The sequence below is a fragment of the Paenibacillus sp. 37 genome (assembly GCF_008386395.1).
Taxonomy (GTDB): Bacteria; Bacillota; Bacilli; order Paenibacillales; family Paenibacillaceae; genus Paenibacillus; species Paenibacillus amylolyticus_B.
On record NZ_CP043762.1, the window covers coordinates 208,831 to 226,867 of the forward strand.

16 protein-coding genes are annotated in these 18,037 nt (G+C 36.2%); 5 read left to right on the forward strand and 11 right to left on the reverse strand.

Going from position 1 to position 18,037, the window contains the following annotated elements:
- Positions 1-5 precede the first annotated feature (5 nt).
- The gene (locus F0220_RS31015) at positions 6-1,220 is read right to left on the reverse strand and encodes an S-layer homology domain-containing protein (RefSeq protein WP_149847046.1); all 1,215 of its coding nucleotides are present in this window, start codon (positions 1,218-1,220) and stop codon (positions 6-8) included.
- 121 nt (positions 1,221-1,341) lie between these two features.
- Positions 1,342-1,755: a hypothetical protein gene (locus tag F0220_RS31020; protein ID WP_149847047.1), complete on the reverse strand. Its 414-nt coding sequence runs from the start codon at positions 1,753-1,755 to the stop codon at positions 1,342-1,344.
- A 531-nt stretch (positions 1,756-2,286) separates the two neighbouring features.
- On the opposite strand from F0220_RS31020, the gene F0220_RS31025 reads away from it, so the two are divergent.
- The 4 genes from F0220_RS31025 (at position 2,287) to F0220_RS31045 (ending at position 6,455) form a co-directional block, all read left to right on the forward strand.
- Complete coding sequence (locus F0220_RS31025; RefSeq protein WP_091036819.1) at positions 2,287-2,637, forward strand: hypothetical protein; 351 nt, start codon at positions 2,287-2,289, stop codon at positions 2,635-2,637.
- A gap of 164 nt (positions 2,638-2,801) precedes the next feature.
- On the forward strand, positions 2,802-3,473 hold the full coding sequence (locus F0220_RS31030; protein WP_149847048.1) for an SOS response-associated peptidase: 672 nt from the start codon (positions 2,802-2,804) through the stop codon (positions 3,471-3,473).
- 1,764 nt (positions 3,474-5,237) lie between these two features.
- Positions 5,238-5,876 carry a hypothetical protein gene (locus F0220_RS31040; protein WP_101314331.1) on the forward strand — a complete coding sequence of 213 codons (639 nt, stop codon included), beginning with the start codon at positions 5,238-5,240 and terminating at the stop codon, positions 5,874-5,876.
- A gap of 24 nt (positions 5,877-5,900) precedes the next feature.
- Positions 5,901-6,455, forward strand: a complete 555-nt coding sequence (locus F0220_RS31045; protein ID WP_101314332.1) for a hypothetical protein — start codon at positions 5,901-5,903, stop codon at positions 6,453-6,455.
- A gap of 857 nt (positions 6,456-7,312) precedes the next feature.
- Here F0220_RS31045 and F0220_RS31050 read toward each other — a convergent pair.
- Genes F0220_RS31050 through F0220_RS31060 form a run of 3 tightly spaced genes read right to left on the reverse strand, consistent with a single transcriptional unit; the run spans position 7,313 to position 8,631 of the window.
- The gene (locus F0220_RS31050; RefSeq protein WP_101314334.1) at positions 7,313-7,627 is read right to left on the reverse strand and encodes a hypothetical protein; all 315 of its coding nucleotides are present in this window, start codon (positions 7,625-7,627) and stop codon (positions 7,313-7,315) included.
- 55 nt (positions 7,628-7,682) lie between these two features.
- Positions 7,683-8,402, reverse strand: a complete 720-nt coding sequence (locus F0220_RS31055; RefSeq protein WP_149847049.1) for a hypothetical protein — start codon at positions 8,400-8,402, stop codon at positions 7,683-7,685.
- Positions 8,403-8,439: 37 nt separating this feature from the next.
- Entirely contained in the window at positions 8,440-8,631 is a 192-nt protein-coding gene (locus F0220_RS31060) for a hypothetical protein (protein WP_144029810.1), read from the reverse strand.
- Positions 8,632-8,846: 215 nt separating this feature from the next.
- Between F0220_RS31060 and F0220_RS31065 the strand changes: the two genes are divergently transcribed.
- The gene (locus F0220_RS31065) at positions 8,847-9,410 is read left to right on the forward strand and encodes a hypothetical protein (protein WP_149847050.1); all 564 of its coding nucleotides are present in this window, start codon (positions 8,847-8,849) and stop codon (positions 9,408-9,410) included.
- Between the two features lie 105 nt (positions 9,411-9,515).
- On the opposite strand, the gene F0220_RS31070 is transcribed toward F0220_RS31065, so the two are convergent.
- The 6 genes from F0220_RS31070 to F0220_RS31095 all read right to left on the reverse strand — a co-directional run bounded on the left by F0220_RS31070 (position 9,516) and on the right by F0220_RS31095 (position 17,728).
- Positions 9,516-10,319: a hypothetical protein gene (locus F0220_RS31070; protein ID WP_149847051.1), complete on the reverse strand. Its 804-nt coding sequence runs from the start codon at positions 10,317-10,319 to the stop codon at positions 9,516-9,518.
- 604 nt (positions 10,320-10,923) lie between these two features.
- Complete coding sequence (locus tag F0220_RS32720; protein ID WP_180361804.1) at positions 10,924-11,100, reverse strand: hypothetical protein; 177 nt, start codon at positions 11,098-11,100, stop codon at positions 10,924-10,926.
- A gap of 924 nt (positions 11,101-12,024) precedes the next feature.
- Positions 12,025-12,813 carry a GNAT family N-acetyltransferase gene (locus F0220_RS31075; RefSeq protein WP_180361805.1) on the reverse strand — a complete coding sequence of 263 codons (789 nt, stop codon included), beginning with the start codon at positions 12,811-12,813 and terminating at the stop codon, positions 12,025-12,027.
- Positions 12,764-12,943: a hypothetical protein gene (locus F0220_RS31080; protein ID WP_101314339.1), complete on the reverse strand. Its 180-nt coding sequence runs from the start codon at positions 12,941-12,943 to the stop codon at positions 12,764-12,766. The genes F0220_RS31075 and F0220_RS31080 overlap by 50 nt, the downstream gene beginning before the upstream one ends.
- Positions 12,944-14,119: 1,176 nt before the next feature.
- On the reverse strand, positions 14,120-15,445 hold the full coding sequence (locus F0220_RS31090) for a CHC2 zinc finger domain-containing protein (protein WP_149847052.1): 1,326 nt from the start codon (positions 15,443-15,445) through the stop codon (positions 14,120-14,122).
- 789 nt (positions 15,446-16,234) lie between these two features.
- The gene (locus F0220_RS31095) at positions 16,235-17,728 is read right to left on the reverse strand and encodes a hypothetical protein (RefSeq protein ID WP_149847053.1); all 1,494 of its coding nucleotides are present in this window, start codon (positions 17,726-17,728) and stop codon (positions 16,235-16,237) included.
- Positions 17,729-18,037: the final 309 nt, after the last annotated feature.

Here is an 18,037-nt window from a genome sequence, read left to right on the forward strand (position 1 = left end):
AGGATTTAGGTATAACCGAAAGCAACCTTAAAAGAGGTCACCATTACATGATAGAGTACTTGGGTTTCATCATCGACAATAAACGAGATCGTATACACGTCTTCAATATTTTGGATCGGATCATAAATTGAAATATCCTCATAGGTGCCATCGCTCATCCTTTTATAAAAATACTCTATGATCCCTTTGCCGCTCACTCCAGCTGACCCATATCGATCTATAATATCTGACAAGGTGCTTTCACCCAACACAATCCCTTTTTTTGTGAGTAGTGAAGAAGCTCTATAAGGGGAATCATCCATGTATGAGTCAATACTCCAACCATCTAACTCTCCACTCTGGTTAAAGTGTGCGGTGAATAACGGATATGTATCAGAATCAAATATATTCTTTCCTTTAGATTCTCCGAATTGTTCATCAATTGATTTTTTCGAGTCTCCAAATCTAAGTTCTGGAACATCGCCAAGAATGTACAAACTAAAATCCTCATCAGTAACGGGCTCCGTACTAAAATCAGGAATCACTTCAGAATTTATGTCCATTAGATCAGGAAGAAGACTAAGATCTGTAGGAACTTTTGGTCTCACATCGATCTTAAGTTTTCCATGAAAAGCAAGCTGACGTATCCATTGAAGTGCTTCTGCTCTCGTAAGCGTACTTTCCTCATCAAACTGCTCTGGAGAATTAGCTTCACTGTTGGATAATCCATGTCCGATCAGATAGGCAACAGCATATTGGCCAGTATAATGAACGCCTTGAGTTGCACTGATAATTTCTGCAGCACGTAGTTTAGTAATGGGCTGCATTCTCATCGCAAAGTTGTTTTCTCCCGTTGTCGGATGGTTGTATAGTTTAGCCACCCTGTAGAGACCTTCTGTCCAACTCTCACTGGGTAGATATGCACTATTTGCACTTGCATTTGGAATAGCCATACCCATTGCTCTGTATAACATCTTGAGGAATTCAGCCTCTGTTATTACTTGATCAGGCTTAAGGTTGTAATTCGAATATCCATTAATTATATTTTCAGAGATACCCCATTGAAAGAGACGCTTGGCCCAGTGCTCGTTCATGTCTACTGCTGGAATTCCTCTCCACGTCAAAGTGGCTATATCTTTGTCATTCTGCTCCTGCATCTCGGATTCGGCTATTGCAGTTGTAGAACCCAATAGTGATGCGGCTAAAACCAAGCAAGCAGTCATACGTGTAATACTTTTCATTATCGTACCGTCCTTCTAGGATTTAATCGTAACTATAATTATTTATCGGGTGCTTGGCTTATTATGTATAGAATAATAGTAAAATAGCACCGATTTAAGACTCGTAACACGCCTTCACCTCTCATTTATGGGAATCCATGTTTCCAAACAACTTTTGAATTTTTAATGTCAATTCCTCGTTGTGGATGTAATAATGTCCGCCCTGCGAATTCGGAGTGAATCCCAACTTACTCATGTGACCTTCCCGCAAAGATACCGAGTACAGGAAGCCACTTCTCTCCTCTTGGTTCGAATCAGGCTCGAATTTCATGTCTTTTATTTGATCAATCCACTCTAGGATTTGTTTTTGGTTAAAGAACATTTTCCGCTCGCCTGAGCTACCATCCGTAATCTCAATGGAATCCACATTCGCAATATCCCCTGGATAGAGTTCTTGCAATGTCATTGTGGTCAGCTTCTCAGCTTGAGGTTTACTGCAAGCAACGATCGCAAACCCCATGAGTAGCACTAGTAGAATACATATTTTTATCCTCATGTTCCTCCTCCTTTTTGCTACACAGACGCACCTAAAGTAACTTATGTTGCTAGCTCAACGAAATGTGGAGCAGCTGCCGACGGCAAACTGCTCCTTTCATTTTGCACACTACCATTATCCTTTAAGTTTATCTCAAACTTAAATTTGTCGCATCTGAGATAATGCGCCCCGGAGGACCAAATGATCTTATTGGATAGCGATAATGATTGGTTTAGTTAACCATTAGGCATAGTTCTCTTCAAAAGACCGCTATACAAAACCGGTTACCACTTCTGGAGAAACGTACAAAGTAAGGGAGTGGTAAATCAAGCGCCAATACTTGTTGAGCGTCAGTTGAAGGAGTATTTTAAGGAGTTGCCGAATAATTAAACTTAGGTCGAGCTTTGAATGGCTGAGAAGGTGTAGATATCCAATACATAAGTCCATCAGAAAATCGTGGTGCTGGTAGCTAGGTAAACAACCAGTTGGAAGAATTCCGGATGCTGCTACCCATTAAAAGAGTTTAAATTTGAATGAGGGGTTAACTGTTCTATGAGTAAAAAGATTAACGAAATTAGTGACTACGTTGGTGTGTTTTGTTTAGGTGCTTTAACATTATCACTTTTTGTATTATCAATTATGTTTATTATCAAGAGCTTTATCAATATTTATAGAAGATTAAAAGGTGTAAAAATAGACAGAATGACGCCTTGTACAACATGTAGACGTTCGATTTCAAACACTGCTATTATTTGCCCGTACTGTGGTGAACATTACGGTAAAATGAACGGATTAGGTGATTCCATATTTATCTGTTTTCTTTTTGGAGTAGGTCTTTTCGTATTAGGAATTGCGAGTCTAACAGAGTCCGTTGAATGGTTTGAACGAACTTATATGAACTGATCAACACATGTCGTCGTATTCTCCATAACTTACCGCCTCAATCCTTTATAGCAAACCGCTATAATTAGGTTGAGGTGTTATTATGTACATCTCCATAATTCAAGATTACCCCGTACACCAGTGTATGATTATATTTTGTAAGCACAATACAGGAGGTGTTTTGTATGTGCGGTAGATTTACAATTACTGACCCTTTAGACTCTATCTTGGACAGGTACTATGCATCTATTGCTGATGGATTTGAGTACAAGCCTAACTATAATGCTGCACCCATGCAGTACATCCCAACTATTATCGGAAGTAAAAACGGTAATAGATTAGGCGCTCTGCGCTGGGGTCTGGTGCCCACTTGGGCAAAAGATGATAAGATCGGGAATAAAATGATTAATGCCCGAGCAGAGACATTAGCAGAGAAGCCATCCTTTAAACGTCTGATCAGCTCCAAACGCTGTATCATCCCCACGAACGGATTCTACGAGTGGAAGAAAGAAAAATCAACAAAGCGACCGATGCGAATTCTGATGAAAGACGATAGTATCTTTTCATTGGCAGGATTGTATGACACGTGGACAGATCCAGATGGAAACAGACTGAGTACCTGCACCATCATTACAACGGAACCAAATAGTCTTATGGAGGTTATCCATAATCGTATGCCGGTCATCTTGCGCCCTGAGGATGAGGCTGAGTGGCTTGGAAGAGATAATGATGATGTCCAATCGTTGATCGGTTTTCTTAAGCCATATCAAGCATCTGAGATGCGAGCGTATGAGGTGCCGAAGGAAGTGGGCAATGTGAGAAATAACAGCGTGGACTTATTGAAAGAAATAGTTTAGTGGCAAAGCTTTATCGACTTATTTAGGTTGGTAAAGCTTTTTCATATTTAAAAGTGCATTATTGTTCTAAAAATTAACTCTTATTCATATCGAAAAATCCTATACAAAAATAGACTGGCAGGTGATTTTAGTGGTAATGAATCTGGGCTATAAGAAATAGTGAGCCCAGAGTATCCAGTACAAGCATCTGGAGACCGCGCCATCCTTGTAGTAACCCTGACAACAGGTTGGGATAAAGAAACGATCTTCCGATGAGTGATGTAAATGCATTCCTCAGATGGAACGATGATCGCGAGGCTGGAACTGGCCCTGCCAAGTTTGCTATCAACAAATACAGCAACAACAAAGGTCCATTCAACAAGCGTACTGATTACGTGATATTTTGTAATATTTTGACTTTGAGATAAGTGAATATACGACCAACTAATTACATGGATATGTGCTCATTTGCACAGAGTCTTTTAGATGTAAAGAAATAAATGGAAATAGATAAACGAGTTTGATAAAATAAAATGGATTATTACATAGATGGAGGAATAAAATGTTTGATAATATGGCATCTTACTCACTTCTGGGTATTGCCGGTCTCATCACTACTTGTTTGTTTATATTTGGTATGGCTTGTTTAATAGCATTTTTTATCAATATCTTCAGATTGATCAAAGGTCGATCTAACCGAAAGTTAGAACAATGCCAATCGTGTGGTAATACTATCTCAATATCAGCTATCATTTGCCCTAATTGCGGCCACCACTATGGTAGATCTAATGGAGCTTTCAATTCAATTTTCGGGTCATTCGTTGGTTTCGTAATTTGCATTGGCGGTGGATTTATAGCATTAGCTGAACTTATGAAGATGTTTAATGATAAGTAATTAAGTGAGAAGGAGCTAGTTAAGGCTCCCATTTTTGTACCCTAAATTCAAACGCGTTACGGAAGTACCTACCGTCTATGCACTTAGTTGATGCTTTTCTTATACTCGATAAGTATTCATTTTCTAAAATTCATTCATTTCTATAGAAAATTATATCTAGGTCTGATAGACTGTGCTGGATTGATTACATAGTTGGAGGAACGTCATGTTCGAGCGCATAAATAATGTAATAGGTAATTTATTCGGTATAGGGATCATTATCGCAATGTTTGTACTTGCAATCCTAGCTTTTAAAGCAATGTTTAGAAATATAAAAAGAAAGTTCAAACCTAATGCTAACAACTTAATGCGTTGCGAATCTTGCAAAAGTGTGATTTCTGCGGACGCTTTCATGTGCCCACACTGCGGGCAACATTATGGTAGATCAAGGGTTGGTAATTCTATATTTTACTGTTTATTGGCCGGATGTGGATTTTTGTTGGGGGCATTTTATGGTCTCCAGCTCTTCTTTGAAGATGAGGAGGTACTTTTTTTTATCCGAACATACTTGAATTAATCGAATATTCAGTAAAAATAGGAGCCTTACAAGGCTCCTATTTTTGTACCCTAGACTCAAATGTATTTCGAAAGTACCTCTTCCCCATGATCTTAATGGATACTGTGCTATACGCTTCTACTGTCTAACATAGTTACCGATGTGCTCTCGGTGTCTAATATATGCGAGATTGCTACCCCAGATTGTATTCAGGCTGCAGCGAGATACTCTATATCTGTGTGAAATATATAAATGTACTCTTTCTACCTCACTCATACATTTATATAGAATATTTCACCTGGGTCTGATAGACTATGTTCTGTTGTTAATTATTTCTATATCAGGAGGAAGAAAATTGAAAAAGCCTTTCTACAAAAAGTGGTGGTTTTGGGTCGTTATTGTGGTAGTTATTGCAGCGATCGGTAACATGGAAAAAAAGCCAGAGCCCGAAGAAACCGCACTCGATAGTCAAGCTGTGGCGACCGAGGAACAAATAGATAAAGGAGGCGTCGACGAAGTAAACGAAGCTAACGATAAGGCTCAAGCACTGGATAAAGATGCTGTACTCGCATATACAGCTAACATTAGAGGGCGTACCTTTGTAAAAGAAGTTTTAGTCGGTGATCATAACATAAATGTAGAATTTCATAATACTTTTGTAAACTACAAGTCAGCTAATCCTGAATCGGAAGTCTCAGAAGAAGATTATACTCAATACTTCGCTACTGATGATGAAATCAATAAGATACTCATGGAAGAATCAGTACGCCTTTTAAAACAATTCACCGATGCAGATAACATTGTGATAACTATTCCATTCGAAGGAAAGACATACTCTGTTAATTTGAAGAAATCTGTTGCCGAAACTTACTTCAATGTAGATTTCAATACTCTTCATTCTGATCCCGAAGCTTGGAAATCGAAATTAAGTAGTAAATACTTTAATGAAAATGATCGACAAAAGTTTGTTGACGAATTTGTGCAAGTGAAATGATATTCGTGAAAAAGGAGAACCCACATGAAAAAAGTCTTTCTATTGATATGTTCAATATCAATTTTTTTGGGGTTACTACCAATAACTCTGGTTGATGCTGCTACTGTAAATCCAAAGACATTGTTAGAAAAGAAATTCCCTAGGGAGCGTGTAACAGTCAGTAAATCAGTAGATCTAAACGGAGACAATAAGAAGGAACATTTATTAATCACTGACTCAGGCAACTTTTACCTCATCAACTCTAAAGGTGTTATCGTACTTATAGATACAAATTATTACAACGAAGAAGATCCTACTTTCCATATTCTTAATATTTCCTCAAAAGAGAAACATGTTGCTGTAACGTTAGATTATCCACCTTCAAACACTCAACTATTTGTTTTTAAGTATCATGATGGAACACTTAAAAAGAAACTCTCCATAATTGGTGATGTAAGTATTAAGATCTTAAAATCAGGTGAGATCAGACAAGTGTGGAAAAGTCATTTGCCTGAAGGAGGATGGGATGCTGCTGTAGCCCATTATAAGTGGAATAGTAAGAAGGAGAAATATGTAGGTTCAGGTGAATTGTCACGCTGAAATCAAACAGACTCTACCGAATCTATGTTGGTAGAGTCTTTAAATATTGTTAAATCATCAATCCTTCGAATAGGTCTTCTAATCTCCCGATTGATATTGATATCACTCGATAATGTCTCTATGACTTTAATGCCAAATGTTTCCTCTGCTCTCATTTCTCTTCTGTTGTCCACGTCCCGCCTGTTCCACTCTCCTTATGAAAGTTGAGTGTAATTCAAGGGTTAATATTGTTTATACCGTTATTTCCAATCTATCAAAATCGATAATTACAGGGACAACTTGCACATCTCTTGGTTTTATTGATCTTTCAGAATCTAAGGTACATGTAACAGTCAATTGTGAATCTGCTAAATATTTGAATGTTATCTAATAGAAACTGAAACCCTCCTTCGTAGACATCTGATTTATCCAAGAAAGAGCCAACAGCGAACCTAATACATCTGGACCTTCATTTCTGATGTCATGAATATTTCTATCGGACAATTGCGCAACCGCTCATACATCTAACACCTATAGCCTTAGAGGAGGCAATGACTCTTCTAGTTGTGGACACATTGATTTTTTCGTTAAGATGTGCGACTCGCCCACAAAAAAACCTTAGCGCTATTCCGCTATTAGTACAACTTGATATATTAATCGCATTCCTATTAGTCTTGTGTTCTGTTTATATGGGCTGCCTGGTGGTAATTGCTCCAGCGTGGTCTAGCCTTTATTTTCATAAACAATTTTTTGCTCTATCTCAGGCGTTGAAATAATTTGAAATGTTTTGTGATTACAATATTCATTAATTACCTGTACTTATGGTTAATGAAAGACTAACTTCACTTACTCCACTTACACATTCAACTACGAATATTTTAAGTCGATGAGCTCCTTACAAGGTTTTTATTCAGTGTTTGATATGCTCTCATTGTTATATTCGCCTCATCTGCGATAATAGTGATCGAATCATTGAAAAACGACATTATGATTCGGATTGTGAATTCAATATTGTTTTCAATTAGATACACCTGGTAAATCACTTTTTCTTCACTATTGTGTTCATTAATCACTTGCGCTTCATTAAATTCCTCGCGGATAATATCAGGTATCAATTTCACCTTTTTTTTATTGATCTCAAAGAATATTAATTTGTTCTCATTCAATTCAAGTCGTACCAAACCTTGACTCATTGTATACAATCTCCGATCTCCGTATGGTTAAAAAAACTCTTTTTATTATGTAACCTTATGAGAAATTATTATCAAAGCAACCTTTAGATTCACATTTAATTTTGTACCATTGATAACCACGCTCAGTTATGTGGGATTGAATTAATAATCTGTTCCCACATCTAATACATGTTTTTTCTGATAAATTACCTCTTTTAAACTCCACCACATAGGCTTCTGCAAATTCTACCTCTTTAATTATATGCTCAAGAGCTTTATCACTTATATCAAAAGGTTTCATGTCTCCCCTTCTTGCGTCAATTGAACGAGAAAAAGCTCCAAATCCAACAACCAACTCATGATGATGCGTACTAATCCGCCCGCCACCTCTTTCGAACAATTTTATCATGGGTTCATAAATGTCTGGAAACTGAAGTCCAATATTGTTGCCACTATCAAGCAGATTACACCATCGTAGATAGTGCATAATTAATAATTTCATAAGATAAAAATCGACTTCTTTGTAGTTCGGAGCTGTTACCAATAGCTCGTCCCATTCATTATCGGCCATTTTATAGCCCAATAACAAATCCATTCCCACATAGATACTTGTGACTTCTTTGGAAATAAACTGTAAATAAACACCAACTCTTCGATAATACTCAGCAATCAACCTAGCATCTGCTTCATATTCACCTCTGGACCTTACCTCTTCGTATCTTTTGTTGGAGATTCCAATGTATTGATTCGCGTCAATATTCTTAATTCTTTCAACAGCTAGTTCGTAATAACTCATGTATTTAATATCCCCTTTCTTACAGAATCATTTATCGTTAATTGTGTTTACATTTCGCTTCTAAAGTAATGAAACGACATGCAACAGACTCATTAATATCCTCAGCAATACCTCTTGCTAACTCAATCATTAGTGAGCCGATATTTTTAAGTTTTGCGATTTTCATAGCAGGATAACTAGAAAAAGATATTTGTCCTTGAAAATAAACATCGCACTCATCTTGCTTCAACTTTATGGAACCAGAGATCAAAGACTTATAGGCAACAATATCAGCATTACGCTTGTTGACTAGAAACTTCTAAGCACCCATATGTGGTGTTTTTTTATTTCAAACTTATATTCTACATAGAACATAGCTCGAACACTATTAAGCAAGTTAGCTATTTGACAATTTCAAAGTTCGTTATACAATTCCCTTATCAAATCAAAGAGGGGGAATAAAGTATGCAAAGAAGAACAATAAGCTCAAATGAAATTAATCTCAGCTCATTTATGTTGGTCATAATTGGTGGAGCATTACTACTTATGGGGTTTCTAGGATTAGGATTTTCACTTTATTTTTGCGGCATTTTCGTGTTTTTGACACATTTACGCCGCAAACAAAAAACCAGAAAAAAGAATGTTCCTGGTAGATCAATCCTAATTAGTTCTAAAGAGATGGAAATTCATGTGAATAACACAGCAAAAGGAGATATAAGAAACTTCCTTTCGATTGTCAGTGAGTCATTAGTTTTTGGAGTAGAAAACAAACTTAGAATTACTTTTTATACTTGGCATCTCACCCCAAAATACTTAAGAGCGACACTCGGGGAAGACATAGTAATCGTCGATCCGGGAAGATATGAAAAGCTAGCTCAATTAGTTTTAAATCGATACTACTACAAAAGCTTAATTAAGAAAAAGTTAAGCAAGAAAAAGATCAATCCACTTATCAAAGTTATGATTGACTGGGACAAAATAAAGCCCGAAACTCTCAGCAAATTACAATCAAAAGTAAAGGCTACATAGGCATCATGTAGAACAGGGACTCTTAAGTGAGTCCCAATCCTAAGTAAAAGATGCATTTTATAACAAATAGAATACCCCAAAGAAAAGGTATTCCACGTATTAACTTTAGTATTGGGCGGATAAGCTGGATGCGCGCTGTTTCAAGTTATTGAGAGAGGTTGAAATTTGACTATCAAGAGACTCGACTTCAGCTGATATGTCAGTTACATTAACCATCCCATAAAAATTACCTTCACTTGTTAAAGAGTTCGAAGAAGTAATCAATGCACTATTAGTTTTAAGATAGTTTATCTTAGAGTCTAAGCTCGCTTTCAAACTGTTCATTGCATCTAAAAGTCCATTAATGTTATTGTCTTTTTCTTCAATAGACTCAACTTCTATAATGTGGGAATTCAAACCTGAACTTAGATCCTCAAGAGCCGCGATGGTCTCCCTTACGTCTTCGTATTCCTTCATTAACATTACAAAAGTATTTGCTTTAGATGTTATGCTTTCTAGTTCCTCTACTTGAGAATCATTTATGTACCTTATGGTGCTAGATATAGTCTTAATCTTAGTTAACTTGTTGCTTAATTCTTTAGACTTCTCTTTAGCGTAATCGCTAAGGCTAGGCACTTCTTCTACGATTACTGTTAACTCTTTAACACCAGTAGACAGTTGTGTGCTAGATCCGTAGGTATCAGGAGAGAATATCGGGTTTTCCTTCACTTTGTTTAGATAGAGCGTAGCTTCATCATTATCAGCTTTACTCAGTTTACCATATTGCTCGTTAAAAACCTGATAGTTCTTTGATTTAAAAGCCTCGTCTGCTGCACTACTTACTTCATCAACGTTGACTGAGCAAGCAGTTAGCAATACTGAAAGTAAAGCTACAGACAATAGTGTTGATATTGATTTTCGATGTTTCATTATAAACCTCCGATTGTTATTTTATGCCACAAGGAATTTTAGCATAGAAAGACAATACTCACAACGAAAGTTTATTAATAAACAATTGAGCGGAGTATCATCGAATGACAATATGGGACACATCAAACCCCGCTTTCTTAATCAATCTTGTATTTTACTCAGCAGTTATGACATTCTGTCAAAAGCCTCTAATCTTCTTCAAATTAACTAGTTCCTAGTCCAAGAAGAGATCATAGATACTTTTTTACTTACTTGTAAATTAATATGATAAAAGTTATGATTTGTTGGACTGACTGACGAAAAAAGTATCTGCACAATATACTACACACTTATCGAAACACACTATGATTAAATTACAGGCAGTCACGCAAAATCAACTCCAATATAAAATTTGGACAAATAAAAAAAGCCCTGTTTATAAGGCTTTTCCATAGCTAATTTCTATGTAAATTTGGTATTTCATTTGTTACTCGTCATAGTATCGTTCTATCAAATCTTGATCGTACAAGTCTATTAGCATTGTAACTAATTCTCCAGAAACTTAAAATTTTTTAAATGAGCTAGGTCATCTATGGATATGATTTTGTGTGTGAGTGTATAATTCTCATTCTCCTCTAGAAAGTCTGTCATGATACTCCTTAATTTTTCTTGCAGCATGCTTTTTCATAAACTCTTCATTTTTTTTCATTTTGCTAATAAAACGTTCTGCATCTTTTCCTTCAAGAGTTGGTCGTTCACGAAGACTAACGGCCATTCGTTTTCCTACTTTTTTGCCAGCCAATACAATCATCTCCTATCTAATTTAGAATAGACAGTTCATTCTATGATTGGATCACCTGATAATATGACTACTAGTTACTTACGAAAGCTGAATAAAGTACTAGTCTCCTAGGAATAATATAACATTTCCATATAACATATACAATGTATATGCAACAGAATGTGCGATGACTCTCACATATAATGTGTTTGAGGTCTCATACAAATTGTGTGTTAAAAACACATACGATGTTGAATTCCCTAAGCTGCTAGGTAAAAGTATGCTTTCATGGGCATATAAAAAGCCACCTCTAACATGAGGCAGCCTTCTACTATGATATTCTATGTATTATTTATAAGCTTCTGTTCTATAACGCATATTCTCAACTTTCCATTCAACTATACCTCTGATCCTTACGTATTATTGAGTTAAAACAGCTCGATGGTAATCTTTAATCTTTTGAATCTTAATATCTAAATAATTAACCAACTCATCACTGAATATCTTCCATACTGTCAATATGATCTTTCAATTTCTTGTTTCCATGATGTTTAGAATTCTTCCGTTTATATGGTAGGCGAGTCTTATGCTGTCTATGGAATGCTAAGTACTCTTCGATAGAATTATAGAGTCTAATGATATTGTGATCATCCAAATTTGCCATGAAGGTTGAAACGTTACGCTTAACTTGTTCATGTGCTGCTTCATCTAATTTTAATGCCAATCAATATATAAAGGATATGGATGGTTGGTCAGATTCGAAAAAGTAAATCTGTCAATGTATTAAATAGTTATTACAAGCCACACGTTAAATTTAGACTACAGGGCTGCATGTTAATTTAATCATATTTATTTCCAATATAGTATTTCGAACAAATAAAAAAAGCCCTATTTATAAGGCTTTTGTGATGCTAATTTCTATGTAAATCGGTATATCATTAAAATTCAAGGAAAAGGAATATTTAACGCTTTACAAACAAGTTGTAGATGCTCCAGATTAACCTCTGAACCATATTCAATTTGCTCTAGTATTTCCTCACTCACTTCAGAAGAAGCAGCAATTTCTTCATGATTTACACCCGATTGTGCAAAAGCGCTATTAATTTGATCCCTTATCTCTTGTATTCTTTTTTTGCTCAAATATGGAGTTTCTTTTAGGTCGGGGTTGTCTAATGCCTCTAAAGGAAATAACATATTATAAAACTCATCAGTTCTATTATCAATTTTGAAACCTTGTCCAATATAGAACCATACAGAACTATGAAGAGCTTCTACGGTTAAAAAATTACACCCACTTAAGGAAGCAATGTCTCCAGCTATGATTAAAGCTTCATCAAGCATATGTGTCCCAGTTCCCTGTTCGCGATATCTAGCATCTACTCCTAGATAATGTAGCTTAATTGCAGGGAAATGACTCTGCCCTTCTGTACGTAAATTCCAGCCACTTTCAACAATGAGGTTGGGGGAGACTTGAACTAAATCATTATGTAAACTGAAGAACCCGACTAAATTACCTACATCATCAAAGTAAAGTCGAGTTACGGCAGTCTGACTCTCATGTAAATCCAAAGCATAATTTCGCAGAAAGTTCTCGACATTTCTTTCGTCTGGTGTATCTAACATTTTAAAATTTTCTATATTTTTCAGATAATCTTTTGAAATGTCATCGTATTTTAACAAAAGGTTAAGCCTGCTTTCTTTTAGGAGATCTTTGGTGGTTTGCCAATCTTTCACGGACTTTGTTTATAGCTTCAATGTTAGAAGTTTCTCTACCCTCTGCGAAAGCGATAAAATTACTATACTCTTTTTCGTCACTCACAATAACTTTTGTTGGACGAATGGGTTTAACTTTAATTTCTGGCATGTTAAATCCCTCCTACTACAAGTGTTTTAAGTTTTTTAATTATTTATTATATTGACAATTACCCAAATTCCCAAAATTAGAAAAGTGGGTCTAAACCAATTATATAACATATACAATGTATATGCTACTCTTCTACCAACTATACAAAGACTTATACGAACTAAAAATGCTGAAGTTAAGCGAGCTTTTATCATGTAAAAGTATGCCCTCCTCTAATAGTGCTTAGAAATTCATGTAGGTATTAACTTGACTAGCATATTGCACATTTAGACTATCTCTTTTAACTTCAAATTCTTCTTGAGTTATCATATTATTTAGTTCATTCGTGAGTATTCTAGTGTGGAAATCTGCTTCTTCATTTTTTGCTTTAACATCAGTTGATCTCATTGCTTCGTACGCGTACAAACCAAAGAACAACAATAAAGAGATGATTTGAATGTTTGGAGCTGGATGAAGCCTAGTCAATGAAGGAACAGAAGCGAATCCCAGAAAATATAAAGCAAGTGCAAAGACTAGATAGAAATTCTTTTTGTACAACATATGTAGACCTCACTTCCCAATTTTGAAGTGATTATACTCTGCCAAAAGAAGTGGGGCTATAGGATTAGATGAGATAAGATAAGAGGCAAGGAGGAAAGAACAACAAAAAGAGATTAGTCCATACTATAAATTCATACCTGTCAACAGCTTGTCCCATTTCTCAAACGTCACAAAAAGCGTCACAACATCGAGTAACAATTGATTTTTAGTATTTCCCAAGTCCTTTCAAACACTTTCGAAAACGAATGGAAGTTATCCCACATAGGTCTGTAATGTGTACTAGTATTTTGCCACTCATTCTAAATTGGGATACGGTAGTTGCTCCGTACTGAGTGTAGATTCCAGCTTCCCAACTCCAAAACACAGATCGTAGAAATACGTCAGAGAAAAAAGTTTTTACCAAAAGATCACTACCATGACCGAGCTTGAATTTAGCCTGCTAAAGTTTCTTGGTTTCATTGGAAGCTATTTATAATATTGAATTACATTGATTATGCATGATATGAGAGTTAGATAAGGTCGAGGCCGAAGAAAGTAGCTGAGTGACACCAACCGTCGGTTGCGTCTAATAACTTTAAACGTCGCAACGAGCGTTTACCTTCTCATATACTAAAGAATAGGTTTAACAACGCTCACTCATAAAGTAACTAGACGTCTTGCTTTGGTACGTAAGTCTATTTCAATGGGTAAAATAGACTGCAATAAGATATCATCGAGTCCCTTCCCCAATTGTGGATCCCAGCACCAAATGACAACTTCAATGCCCTCATCATCTAAAGCTTGCTTTGCAAACTCTGTCAGATGTTCAAATACGTACTTATTCTTTCCTGCTTCTTTCGTTTCGTCTAAGAGAGCATCCATATCCATAGCAATCACTAGCTTTTGGGTTCTCCATTGACGAAGGAGGGGGATCACATCCTTGTAAATACCTACGCCAGGTATACCAATTAATAGTTTTTGAAGTATGTTGCTAGATATATAGGATTTATGTTCGCCTTCGCTACAAACAACAACATCTGACGCAAGATATTTAGTGACTTCTACTCCTGTCTCCCAGGCTTGAAGTATTGAAGAAGGTGCAATGATGTTTAATGGTGCTCCAGAGGATGCACCAGCCTTTCTCATTTCATATACATCATCAACATACTCAATGTTAGGAGCAGAAGAAAACCACATGTACTTTTTATCATCTCTTCCGGTTGATACACGCAATCTGATCATTTGCCCTCTTGCATTTCGCAAAGGAATAAAGTATTTCCCCGATGCAGAGATAGTCCAGAACCAATCTCCCTCATGAATGGGATTTCCGCCTTTCCGAAGCCTCTTTGTAAATCCTGGAACGCGCTCTAAAGAGAAGCCTTCACTTAATAATGTACGAATAATTATGTTCAATTCTTTGTAACTCTTAGGCACTGACCGGAGCCCTATCGCTACAATTTCTTGATCAGAGTATTTTCTTTTAGATCTCCATTCATGGACATGTTCTTCATATATCGGGCACAAGGAAAGGAATCTGCGGTACACTCGATCACATATTTCATCCGATTGCGGTTTAACCTCTTCAATGAAAGGTCGCACCTGATATTTGGGAGTTTTATCTTCATCAGAACGCTTAGATTGACCATCTTCATACACAACATTAATTCCCATGATCTCTGCGATTCCTAAGATACAATTAAAAAAGTGTTTTCTGTCCCATTCTCCGAATTGACTCCAACAATAAAAGGTTATCGCATCTGCACCTTTACAACCACAACCTCCTCCATCAAAGCACTTAAAAATACCTTTATATTTGGAGATATATGTTTTAGGTCTTTTTTCTGAGCAGTGATTCGGGTTGGGACAATACGTGACCCAAGAAGTGCCTGAACTTTTTACGCTGTAACCCATTTGTACAGCCAATTCATACGCTGTAACATTTTTGACTTCATCAATCGTTTCTTCACTTATAAATTTAGCCATCACAGTTTCTCCTCTTCCCTAAATTCGTAAAACGACAAAAAAATACACTAACTCTTTCCAATGACCAATACATCCTAAAAAGGAATAGGTATCTCAGCATGAGATAGTTGGTCACTCGAAAGAGAAGTGCATTGAAATAGAATTGTCCTTTTGCGCAAGCTAGGACTTATAGGCATTAACAGCTGTTGGTATATCTGTATTTTACCATAGCTAATCCTTTTGAGAAAGCAAATAAAATGATGTGAAGACTGTAGGAGAAACTATTTTTAAATGATCTACTTAATAAAAGATCGATATAGAACCGGGTACATACTCGTCCCATATACGTGTAAAGACTTATCAACAGATAAATACAGAACTATGGTAATACGAATCTGATAAATACAGGAATAACTAAAAATCAGTCATATGATTACAGAAAATATTGGAGAGGAAAATACTTTTGAATATAACTGACTTATGACACTTGGCAATTGTCCACAATACAGAATTTAATCTACTAAGTGACTCTGTATTTATATGAAAACTATATGATGATGATACATCTTATCAAACTATCTACAGTATCTTTCTGTATTTCTACGAGGAAAATTATTTCTTTCTGATTAGATTTCAATTTTTATTCTGTATTTATATGAACAATGTCAAAAAAAACAACGGTTCGTAGTGATCCGTTGTTTACCCTCTTCTCTCCCTTAACAATTACAATATAGTCTGTGTCGTAAGAATTCACAGACATAACTATTTCATCAAAACGAATAGCCCTCTTTTTTTACTGATCAAAGAAGGCTAGGCGGTATGCTCTTTAGTTAGAATATGATGTTCAAGTTTGAAGTCGAGAGGAACATCTGGAATTGTAGTCCAGGCTGGCAACATCTCTATTTTGTTGATCATCCACTCTCGCACTGCTCGTGTTTCATATTCATTCTCTAAGCGAATAAGTGCTTGAATCTCAAGTTCTTTATATTTGTCAGGACATTTCCTTAGTGAGAAAGCGTGATTCCTCATCGTTACCGCATCAAGATAATACTGTAACTCATTAGATTGAGTATAATCATATAGGCTAAATGCCGGTGGCCTTGTATAACTACCTTCTAAGGATCTGACGGAAGCCAAACAAAGTTTAGTAAATTCACGTTGGCTGAACATACTTGCTGCAGCTGCAAATTCGTATAATCTATTCTCATCTAATTTACGAGGGCATATAAACTTATATACCCCCGTTTGCTTCGCGATTTCCAGATAAGTCACCATACCTTTGTGACGCATCTCATCTCTTATGAATTCCATAATATTAATCGGGAACATCCGATTCTTTTCATATAATTCCCTGATTTTCTCGATCACATAAACCATATACTTATAACTTTTCCCACGCAGCAAGCGAACTAATTGATAGAAGTCACTTCCATCATTAAGATACTCAAACTCTCCAATCAAATTTTTAGAGAGGAGATTCTTGAGATGTCTAATAACCCTTCTATATGTCTTTTTGCCTTGCAAGACATCTCTATATTGGGTTCCAGGAACATATTTGCTTGTATAAGCTTCATTGACGATTACCGTCAATTTTGGTGAGGTGGTCCCTCTTCTAGCCTCGATGTTCCAAGATGTTATGAGTGGCTTCTGATGTTGTATGGTTGTCGTTGAAAGAAGATGGAGTATATTTTTCAACTCGTACACATGCTTCTTATGGAGCTGTTTTAATATCCCCTTATCTTTATTGAGCCAGTAAAAGACCTCTTTCTCTTTCTCGTTACCTTGTTTACGAAGCAGATCAAAAACTAACTTTTGCGCAGAAATAGGAAGATCCGTAAAGCCCTTAGAAAAGACAAAAGGGTTTACGACAACCAGACGACTAATCTTATTCGTATCCGGATTAATAAAGTTTGTAAGAGAAAACTCACTTGTGACGCCAGATAGCTTTTCTTGAATGAGGCCCAAACGTACAAATTTCTCAAATGCTATGTAAAATTGATCATCGCAACACGGATCTTCATAGAGATCATAAAGCTTTTTATAGATTTGGTGTCTTGATACATTTTCAAGCTTACCTTCTGAATTAAAACACACGTGTAGTGTAACCATGAGCATGATGTCTGCTTCTGTCACATGCCACACTAACCGGCCAACTCCATTAGAACGTGTTCTAAACTTTTCACTGGTGTGTATCTTTTCGGAGATTGAAAAAAGCGCATCAATAAAACCATCGGTTAGCGCAATATCCTTTGATCCGGATTCTTTATCTTTAGGTTGGGTGATTTCAAATACAATCTCAGTCACGTTGGGCCTCCTTTCTCTATATAAATGGACTCCAATGATGTAAGTGGTAGAATGGGATTGATCCATCGCTAAAATTCGCAATATAAAAACTAAAACAGCTTTTAAAGAAATTTCTTTGGTCTAGTTAACCATGAAACTTGACGCAGTAAGACAATGATTTTCCTCAAGCAGAACCCCTTAAAATGGAGATTCTAATTTTATCCACAAGTCTAAGGAATGATTTACCTTTTTACCTAATTCGACATTATCATTAACCATCTTTGTTGGTCAATCGGAGTAAAATGTATGATCAATGACGGAGTAGAATGT